This is a genomic window from Ruegeria sp. SAZD013 (assembly GCF_059612525.1).
Map to the genome: position 1 here is coordinate 1 of NZ_JBXWQT010000036.1, position 5,987 is coordinate 5,987.

Here is a 5,987-nt window from a genome sequence, read left to right on the forward strand (position 1 = left end):
GAAGAGCCGAGCAGGAAGACTTCAGCCGCTATTTCCGCCGCGCTTACACATCGACTTTTTCAACAGCATCCGGACAAAGTGGGTGTTCAAGGAACCTTTTAAAGTGCCTTTTCAATGAACTTTGAAAAAAGCTCACCCTGCGAGTTGATCCTAAGTTTCGCGTAAATGTTGCGTCTGTGGATGCGGACTGTGCCTGGAGAGATGCCGAGAATTGTGCCGACAGCTTCTGCCGAATGGCCCTTCAACGTGAACTCAACGACTTCTCTTTCTCGTGGCGTCAGAACGCCATCGCCAAATGCCTGGAAAGCAAGATCGACGCGACGACTAACGCCATTTGCTGCGGCGCCGCGGGTCATCGTTGGAAAGTCACTCCAATGTTTGCAACAGGCTGCCCGAACGAGCGGCCATAGAGCGTGCAAATGACGAATTTCCTTGGCTGAAAAAGGCTTCACTGATCGCATGAGCGAGACCACAACCATCCCAGTGCTTGGGATATCGATAAAGTAGCCAATCTCCTCTGCTAACCCAGTCCTTTTGTAATAGCTGCGATAGTATTCGCCCTGATAGAACCTGTCCGGTGCGATATCGCGCATGCGGTACAGACCCGGTGTTATCGGTTTTGTCGCGGCCAAAAAAAATGGATCAAGTACGTAGGGCCCGGCTTGATAATCCTCAACAAAAATACGCCGTTTGCTTTTGGGGAAATCGTCGTGAAGATCTATTGGTGCTTCGGTTCCGACATGCCCAAACACTACAGTAAAATCGAATGGTGCGACCTGCCGCAAACCATCTGCCAAAGCACATGGAAATTCTGGGGTTCCGATCTTCTCCACGACCCTGCCGGCCTCTTCCATCCAATCGTACACACGCCGCTCCAGATTCTCGAAAAGAACCTCTATACTCTAATTGTGGTATATACAGTTATTCCGAGTTATTGTTACTTTTTTCTTGTTTGAGTGGTATGCCAATAAATGCCAAAAAATCAAGCAAAAGGAAAACGGCAGTATATGAGCTTTGACATGAGCGTCACCATGCAGACGATTGCGGAACTCCGAGGAGTGACCAAGACCTTCGGGAATGTGGTCGCTGCCAAAGACCTGAATCTTTCCATTGGGAAAGGAGAGTTCCTGTCATTCTTAGGCCCATCTGGTTGCGGCAAAACCACAGCACTAAGAATGCTGGCAGGTTTCGAGAAACCAACCGAAGGTCAGGTGTTGCTCGATGGCGAAGTCGTCAACGACTTGGATGCGCACCATCGCCCAGTCAACATGGTGTTTCAGCACTACGCTCTTTTTCCTCACCTGAGCGTGTTCGACAACATCGCGTACGGCCTGCGCCAACAACGACCACGCATAGACAAGCAAACAATCGCGACAAAGGTTAAGCAGGCGCTGGAAACTGTCCGTCTTGGTGGGTTTGGCCCACGTCGCATCTGGGAGATGTCTGGTGGTCAGCAGCAACGCGTCGCTTTGGCGCGTGCGATCGTAAACGAGCCCAAGCTTTTGCTGCTCGATGAACCAATGGCTGCTCTGGATCGAAAGCTTCGAAAAGAAATGCAGTTTGAACTGCAGAACCTGCAACGACAACTGGGAATAACTTTTGTCCTCGTCACGCACGATCAGGAAGAAGCGCTTTCAATGTCCGACCGAATTTGTGTGATGGAAGGTGGCAGTATTGTGCAGGTAGGCAGCCCACGCGAACTCTATGACATGCCCCGCAGCCGTTACGTGGCTGGATTTGTAGGCACCTCGAATTTCTTTGATGCAACTGTAACTGACGCAGTAGCCGACCAAATCACTGTGCGTTTAGCGAGTGGCCAAAAGGTGCACGGAACTCCGGAGATTCCAATAGATGCAGGACAGGAAGTATGCGTCAGTATCCGTCCTGAACAGATCACGCTGACCCGCGCGCTACCCACAGCTGAAATTGCTCTGCCAGTTACCATTCAAAATCGGATCTTCCTTGGGGAGCACACAGAATACCTTGCGCGCAACGAAGCACTGGGTGATTTCCACGTGCTTGTGCCAAGGCAAGCGGAATTGAACGAGGGGACGTTCAATGCAGGAGAGCAAGCCTTTGTCTCATGGGGCGAAGGCGCACTGCTGATCCTTGAAAAATAACAATTCCCGCAATCCAACAAAAGAGAGGTTCACGATGACCAATGATAACGGGACTATTTCCAAGCAAAAGTTCATGGAAGAGCTTCGCCGGTACCAAAAGGGTTCGGTCACCCGGCGACATTTTTTGGGCGTGACAGGTCTTGGGATGGCAACGGCCGTTCTGGGCACGGCCATGCCTGGGTTGCGTCCACGCCCGGCATTTGCTGCCGGAGACATTGGCGACCGAGTGATCCTCGCCACGTGGCCGAACTATCATGACGAGATGAACTTCGAAGCCTTCACGGAAGCCACCGGCGCCCATGTTCAGGTCAATGTTTTTGGCTCGAACGAAGAGATGTTGGCAAAGTTGCAGGCCGGAGGCTCTGGCTGGGACGTGTTCGTTCCAACCAATTACACGATCACTACGTATGTGGGCGAAGATCTGATCATCCCGCTCGATACGTCCAAACTGCCAAACTACGACGCAGGTTCATTCGAACAGCGCTTTTCCGATGCTGGTTCTGTCGATGGCCAGCTTTACGCGGTGCCGAAAAACTGGGGCACGACCGGCTTTGCAGTGAATACCAGCAAGCTTGATGGCGCTCCGACTCCAACCACATGGAAAGAGTTCTGGGACCTGACTATGGCGGGTTACTCAGGCCGAACAATGGTGCACGATTACCAACTCACCACTATCGGTAATGCCCTGAAGTATTTTGGCTATTCCTTCAACTCGGTCGATGAGAAGGAACTGGCCGATGCAGAGAAATTGTTGCTGGATGCTAAGCCGCATCTGTTTGCAATTTCGTCTGACTATCAGCCACCGATGCGCAACGGTGACGCCTGGATGACGATGTGCTGGACAGGTGACGGCAAGCAGATGAATGTCGACATGCCTGAAATCGCCTACGTTCTGGGAGCTGAGGGCGGTGAACTCTGGTCCGACTACTACGCTATTCCGAAGGGCGCGCCCCATTTGGATGCCGCCTATGCCTTGATCGACTTCCTACTGAACCCGGAAGTTAATGCGAAAGAAGTCCTCGCTCATGGCTATCCATCGGCTGATGCTCGCACCAATGCGTTGCTGCCGAAGGAATTGCTGGAAGATCCGATCCTTTATCCGGCAGCTGACCTTCTGAATGCGCTCGAGTTTGGCGCGGCGGCTACGCTAACCGATCCAAACCGTGCCGAGTTGCTCGCCCGCTTCAAGTCGGCCTAAGCGGTAAGGCCGCCAATATCGGAAAAGACGAGGACAATATGACCGAACGAGGCAGAAAAGCACTGTTGCTGGCACCGGCAGGAGTTTGGCTTTTGGTAATGCTTGCCCTTCCTCTGCTGGTCGTCTTCGTCTTTTCCTTTGGCGAACGGGGTGCCGCCGGAGGCTATGTTCCAGCGTTCACTTTGGAACAATATGCCAACCTTCCTGCGCGATGGACGGCGTTTAAGAACACTTTGATCCTTGCACCTCTGGGGACTATCGCTGCGTTGGTAATTGCCTATCCGCTCGCCTACTTTCTTGCGGTGCGTTGTTCACCAAAGTGGAGAACTTCGCTGTTGATCCTGGTAATCGTGCCGTTCTGGACATCGATCCTGATCCGGTCATACGCATGGATTTTCATCCTTGGGGGGCGTGGCTTGCCCGCTTTACTGGAGTCGATCGGCATCGATGATATCCGCCTGATAAATACGCCCTTCGCTGTGCTTGTCGGGATTGTCTATGGGTATCTACCTTTGATGGTTTTCCCGATTTTTGTAAGCTTGGACAAACTGGATAAACGCCTTCTGGAAGCATCGGCTGATCTCGGCTCTACCCCATGGCGTACGTTCCGTCAGGTGACACTTCCTCTGTCGGTACCTGGTATCGCAACAGGCTGCATGCTGGTCTTCATCTTGCTGATGGGCGAGTTTCTGATCCCAGCGATCTTGGGCGGCGGAAAGGTCTTTTTCGTCGGAAATGCGCTGGTGGACCTGTTCCTGCAGTCTCGAAACTGGGCGTACGGATCGGCGGTCGCAATGACGCTGGTTGTCGTAATGCTTGTCACTGTCTCAATTTACATGAAATTCATCTCGCGCCTGGGTGGCCAGCGCGAAGATGTCTCGCTGATGTGAGGGTCCGATGCGCTTATACGCGATTTGCGTCTACCTTTTTCTCTATATTCCAATCGGCATCATCGCGCTTTTCAGCTTCAATGCCGGACGACACGCAAGCCAGTTCATGGGGTTCTCGACCCAATGGTATGGCAAAGCGCTCAACAACCCATTTGTTATGGACGCGCTCGAGACCAGTCTGCTTGCGGCATTCATAACTGCTTGCCTCGCCTCCACACTCGGAACCATGGCGGCCATCGCTTTACAAGGGGTTAAGGGATGGCTCCGAACTTTGTTCGATGCGATGATTTATATTGCGATAATGATACCAGGTATCGTCATCGGTATCGCGACACTCATTGCCCTAGTCACCGTATTCGGCTGGCTAAACCCGCTTCTTGCGAGCCTATGGCCCGATGGAGCAAATCCCCCGCAACTTTCCATGGGGATGCCCACGCTTGTCGCCGCACACACCATGTTCACAATGGCGCTGGTCATAATCATCGTACGTGCAAGGCTATCGGGTATGGACCGTGCCCTCATGGAAGCTTCGGCTGACCTCTTTGCGACGCCTTGGGGCACCTTTCGGCAGGTGACGCTGCCGTTGATAGCACCGGCAATTTTGGCAGGCTTTCTGCTCAGCTTCACTTTCTCATTTGATGATTTCATCATCGCGTTCTTCGTAGCTGGCTCGGAGACAACCCTGCCAATCTACATATTCTCATCCATCCGGCGCGGCGTAACTCCCGAGATCAATGCCATCGGCGCTATGGTTATGGGCGCGTCGCTCTTGTTGCTCGTTGCAGCGCAACTGCTTTTGCGCCGAGGCGCCTCAAAATCGAATAGTTAAATAAAGGAGCCAAGTGAAATGCGGCTTGCAGGTAAAGTCGCGCTCGTGACGGGCGCGGGATCAGGAATTGGTCGGGCAGGTTCAATGGCAATGGCACAAGAGGGTGCGCATGTTGTGGTAACGGATCGCGATGCAACACTTGCTGAAGCCACTGTGGCCGCGATCGTTGCGCAGGGGAATCAAGCATCTGCCATACAGCTTGATGTGACCGATGACGATGCCCTTACCAAAGCCATAGACGAAGCAGTAAAAAACTTCGGTCGGCTTGACGTGTTGCACTCTCATGCTGGGTTGCAGATCGAAGGAACGCTGGAAGAAGTGGAACCAGATGGAATGGATGCTTCATGGGCATTGAATGTCCGCGCTCACTTCATTGCCGCGCGCGCAGCCGTCCCCCATATGAAATCACAAGGTGGAGGCAGCGTGATCGTCACTGCTTCCAATTCAGGGGTTCAATACGACCGGGGTATGATCGCCTATGCGACTACAAAGCACGCAGCTGTTGCGATGGTCCGGCAGATGGCAGCCGACTACGCTGTCCACGCAATCCGTTTCAATGCCCTTTGTCCAGGATTTGTAGACACCCCCTTCAATGCAGGCTTCGAAAAGCAGATGGGTGGTCGCGCCAAACTGCAAGGCTACATCGAGCAGGCGATCCCTATGAGTCGATGGGCGACAGTTGAAGAGATTGGCCATGGGATCGTCTATTTAGCTTCAGATGAATCCGCTTTTATGACGGGGCAAGCCTTGGTTATCGATGGCGGTGAATGCATTTAGTGATGGGTTAGACCGCTCAAGAGAATGTCTATAGCCGCACTTCATTTTTTGCGAAAACATTTCAGTCCGCTTTGGGCTCTGAAGGGAATGTGAACCGGAGATTCGAATGTCTGCTTGGGAGTGGCGAGCGGACGATCCCGCCCGCCTAAATCGTTAAAGATCGATACGTTCGG

Annotated in this window: 6 protein-coding genes; 5 read left to right on the plus strand and 1 reads right to left on the minus strand. The window is 52.8% G+C overall.

Annotated elements, in window-relative coordinates:
• Positions 1 to 98: 98 nt before the first annotated feature.
• Positions 99 to 866 (minus strand): helix-turn-helix transcriptional regulator, encoded by a 768-nt coding sequence (locus AC2FLU_RS17575; RefSeq protein WP_348540160.1) that lies wholly within the window; start codon positions 864 to 866, stop codon positions 99 to 101.
• 153 nt (positions 867 to 1,019) lie between these two features.
• Here AC2FLU_RS17575 and AC2FLU_RS17580 point away from each other — a divergent pair, with 153 nt between their 5' ends.
• From AC2FLU_RS17580 to AC2FLU_RS17600, 5 genes are read left to right on the plus strand one after another with little or no spacing between them, the layout of a single operon-like run.
• Positions 1,020 to 2,120 carry an ABC transporter ATP-binding protein gene (locus AC2FLU_RS17580; RefSeq protein ID WP_496812062.1) on the plus strand — a complete coding sequence of 367 codons (1,101 nt, stop codon included), beginning with the start codon at positions 1,020 to 1,022 and terminating at the stop codon, positions 2,118 to 2,120.
• 34 nt (positions 2,121 to 2,154) lie between these two features.
• A complete protein-coding gene (locus AC2FLU_RS17585; RefSeq protein ID WP_480521116.1) occupies positions 2,155 to 3,318 on the plus strand; it encodes an ABC transporter substrate-binding protein in 1,164 nt (387 codons plus the stop codon).
• Between the two features lie 38 nt (positions 3,319 to 3,356).
• Positions 3,357 to 4,208: an ABC transporter permease gene (locus AC2FLU_RS17590; protein WP_480521118.1), complete on the plus strand. Its 852-nt coding sequence runs from the start codon at positions 3,357 to 3,359 to the stop codon at positions 4,206 to 4,208.
• 7 nt (positions 4,209 to 4,215) lie between these two features.
• Positions 4,216 to 5,037 (plus strand): ABC transporter permease, encoded by an 822-nt coding sequence (locus AC2FLU_RS17595; RefSeq protein ID WP_480521120.1) that lies wholly within the window; start codon positions 4,216 to 4,218, stop codon positions 5,035 to 5,037.
• 18 nt (positions 5,038 to 5,055) lie between these two features.
• Entirely contained in the window at positions 5,056 to 5,814 is a 759-nt protein-coding gene (locus AC2FLU_RS17600) for an SDR family NAD(P)-dependent oxidoreductase (protein ID WP_480607194.1), read from the plus strand.
• Positions 5,815 to 5,987: the final 173 nt, after the last annotated feature.

Bases quoted from the DNA above. Each gene is read 5' to 3' on its own strand.
- AC2FLU_RS17600 (WP_480607194.1), top strand. From the start codon at position 5,056: ATGCGGCTTGCAGGTAAAGTCGCGCTCGTGACGGGCGCGGGATCAGGA.
- AC2FLU_RS17590 (WP_480521118.1), top strand. From the start codon at position 3,357: ATGACCGAACGAGGCAGAAAAGCACTGTTGCTGGCACCGGCAGGAGTT.
- AC2FLU_RS17585 (WP_480521116.1), top strand. From the start codon at position 2,155: ATGACCAATGATAACGGGACTATTTCCAAGCAAAAGTTCATGGAAGAG.
- AC2FLU_RS17595 (WP_480521120.1), top strand. From the start codon at position 4,216: ATGCGCTTATACGCGATTTGCGTCTACCTTTTTCTCTATATTCCAATC.
- AC2FLU_RS17580 (WP_496812062.1), top strand. From the start codon at position 1,020: ATGAGCGTCACCATGCAGACGATTGCGGAACTCCGAGGAGTGACCAAG.